Origin of the sequence: Paenibacillus sp. AR247 (genome assembly GCF_002968895.1) — a bacterium.
In the GTDB taxonomy this organism is placed as follows: Bacteria; Bacillota; Bacilli; order Paenibacillales; family Paenibacillaceae; genus Paenibacillus_AQ; species Paenibacillus_AQ favisporus.
On sequence record NZ_PCZT01000009.1, the window covers coordinates 372,088 to 375,040 of the forward strand.

The 2,953-nt window shown below is 41.3% G+C and carries 4 protein-coding genes; 3 read left to right on the forward strand and 1 reads right to left on the reverse strand.

All coding sequences use genetic code 11. The features are described 5' to 3' along the window. Positions 1–201: 201 nt before the first annotated feature. The gene (locus CPT76_RS09650; RefSeq protein WP_105442765.1) at positions 202–549 is read right to left on the reverse strand and encodes a winged helix-turn-helix transcriptional regulator; all 348 of its coding nucleotides are present in this window, start codon (positions 547–549) and stop codon (positions 202–204) included. A 402-nt stretch (positions 550–951) separates the two neighbouring features. Between CPT76_RS09650 and CPT76_RS09655 the strand changes: the two genes are divergently transcribed. The 3 genes from CPT76_RS09655 to CPT76_RS09665 form a co-directional block, all read left to right on the forward strand. Then, complete coding sequence (locus CPT76_RS09655) at positions 952–1,377, forward strand: MarR family winged helix-turn-helix transcriptional regulator (RefSeq protein ID WP_105442766.1); 426 nt, start codon at positions 952–954, stop codon at positions 1,375–1,377. A gap of 204 nt (positions 1,378–1,581) precedes the next feature. Further along, positions 1,582–2,313 (forward strand): NADPH-dependent F420 reductase, encoded by a 732-nt coding sequence (locus CPT76_RS09660; RefSeq protein ID WP_105442767.1) that lies wholly within the window; start codon positions 1,582–1,584, stop codon positions 2,311–2,313. Between the two features lie 256 nt (positions 2,314–2,569). Next, positions 2,570–2,953, forward strand: a 384-nt coding sequence (locus tag CPT76_RS09665; RefSeq protein WP_146116286.1) for a sigma-70 family RNA polymerase sigma factor, incomplete at its 3' end; no start/stop codon positions are given.

Below are 2,953 nucleotides of genomic sequence, written 5' to 3' on the forward strand. Positions count from 1 at the left end.
CACATAACTACACCAGGTCGCCACAACATGACTAAGAACTTAGAGGATGAAAATTTAGAGAAAATTTGTCATCTTGCTTGACTCTAGTAATATAAAGAAGGGAAAATCCATACCCTAGAAAATATAGAGACTATTAAGGATTCTCCAGCAAATCATCTTAAAGTGAAATTTTATAGCGATCAAATTAAGCTGGGATTCATCCTAACTGCCGAATTCCTTACCGAAGTCCTCCATTTTTTCAAGGATCGGCAGTAATTTATTTCCCTTATCGGTTAACGAATACTCTACTCGTGGTGGGACTTCCGGGTAAACAACACGTCTAATAACCCCATCGGTTTCCAGCTCTTTTAGCTGCTTTGTGAGAGAACCTTGTGATAATCCCCCAAGAAATTTTTTTATATCCGTATAACGACGTGTATCCCCTTTTAAATACCATAATATAAAGTATTTCCACCGTCCTGAAAGAATATTTTGTGTAAAGGCAATCGCGTACATATCCCTATTTTCATCCATAAACTCTTTATCGAATCCTTCATTACAGACTCTCATTGATATCACTCCCAATCCAAAGGTACAAAAAGATGTACTACGTTCATTTATTTTGCCCTCTTTGCAGATCCATCAAAACAATTTATGATGATGTCAATGCCATTGAGCAGTCAACTGAAATAAACATTTATTTAGCAGGCTAAGTAATATTCTAACACAAAAGAGAGTGATTTATCTCTAAGCCTATACAGAATGAAGGTGAAGAAAAAACATGAGCGGACAACATGAGAAGCAGCTTGCTTAACAAATGGTCTGTGGTAGGTTCAGTTCACCTTTTAAGAAATTCGCAGCCACTGTACTCCATCCTGTTATGTATATTAAGCTCAGTTGACACCAGAATTTCACCATGATATATTGAGCCCGCTTCATCATAACAAGATGCTTAAATGAGGAGATAAATGAATGTCAGATACAGTGGATTGTGATATTCGTCAGTCGTTAGATAGAATTTCTTCCCAAATGCGCCGGGATTACAGCGAGTCTCTAAGAGAACTTAACCTTTATGTAGGCCAAGACAATTTACTTTATCGATTATGGCTAGGCGATGGGGTAACACAAATGCAGCTGTGTGAACATTTAAAATGTGAACCGCCTACAGTAACTAATATGGTTAAATCACTGGAGCAAAACGGATTTATATATCGTAAACGTGATGAACATGATGCTAGGGTAATGCGAATCTTTCTAACCGACAAAGGCAAAGCATTAGAGAGCCCGGTTGAAATGAAATGGAGACAACAGCAGGATAAATTACTGCACTCCATTTTACCCGAAGAACGCTTGTTATTAAGGAGGCTTTTAAAGCAAATGGAGAGTAACTTATTATAAGTGATCTTTTCGGAATTTTACTTAGCAAACTAACTAACTCCATCAAGGAGATATAGGATCGGTTGACAACAGGCTACTTACTAACACTTGGTATTTTAGGGATCCAAAAATAGAAATTAAGTTCTTATTAACCGTCGTAGTTGCCAGTCAACCAGACTGCCACCACGGAAATATAACGCTTAGAATAGGATAGGAGAAATGAATATGAGATTTGGAATTATAGGTGCAGGACCAATCGCGTTAAATATTTCAAAAAAATTAGTTGAGAATGGACATGATGTCAAAATTGCAGATGCTCGCAGTATTGAACGGCTAGAAGGAAAAGAACTTGCAGGAACACCTGTGAATGTAAATGAGGTAATTACAAATATTGATGTTCTAGTCATATCTATCCCTTTGCACGCACTGCCAAGTATTCGCAACATTGTAGATCAAGCGGGGGAGGACGTAGTCATTCTAGACACCTCAAACTATTATCCATATAGAGACAACAAAATCCATGAAATTGAGAAAGGGATGGTTGAAAGTGTTTGGGTATCAAATCAGTTAGGGAGACCCATCACTAAAGCTTTCAACAATCTGTTAGCCTATACGTTAGAACATAAAGGGACTCCCGAAGGTACGAGAGGCCGCATTGCCATAGCGATTGCTGGTGATAACCAGTTGCATAAACAAATAACCATGAACATCGTAAATGAGCTAGGCTTCGACCCAGTAGATAGCGGATCTTTAAGTGATTCGTGGAGACAACAGCCGGGAACGCCTGCATACTGCACAGAACTTACCAAAGAGGAACTAACCGAAGCATTAAATAAGGCAAATAAAGAAAAAGCCCCATTCCTACGGGATGAAGTGATGGAGAGACTATCAGCAGCCAACGGGGGATATTCGCACCAAGACATTGTGAATCTGAATAGAGATATATTTAGTTCTTAACACGCTCGAGTGCCGCATATCTGCGGCTTTTTTTGTTTTAACGATATGACAAGAACATATATGGTTAACCGTGGTTGAGTCTCCTCGATAAGCCATGTTTGTCTCTCAATTAGATGTGGTACTTCGATCATCTAGGTGTCCCTTGGGATGAAATATGCCCAGACATAAGAATTCCCAGGAAAGTTGATGAATTAGACCGCTTCATTACATATAATGAAGGTACTGCCCTTCGGGGAGATCGTTAAGGGAGGACACGATGAACGAGAAAGCATTTGACGAACCATTATTTGCAAGCTTGAAGCCGGGCTTAACCTCGTTCTGTTACCGAATGCTAGGCTCCATGGACGATGCGGATGATGCTGTTCAGGAGACGAGTATTCGGGTCTGGCAGAGCTGGAGCACGTTCAGACAGGAGTCCTCGTTCAAAACTTGGGTCTATCGGATTGCCTCCAACCTGTGCTTGGACAAGCTGAGACAATCCAAACGCCGCGCGCTTCCCGTTGACCTGTTCGACCCGGCCGTCGCCATCGTCGAGCCTCGCGACACGCTGCCGGACTCTGCCTGGATCTGGCCGTCTCCCGACTTTGGGGGCAATCCGGAGGATCGGCTCGTCCGCAGAGATACCCTTCAACTGTGCTTC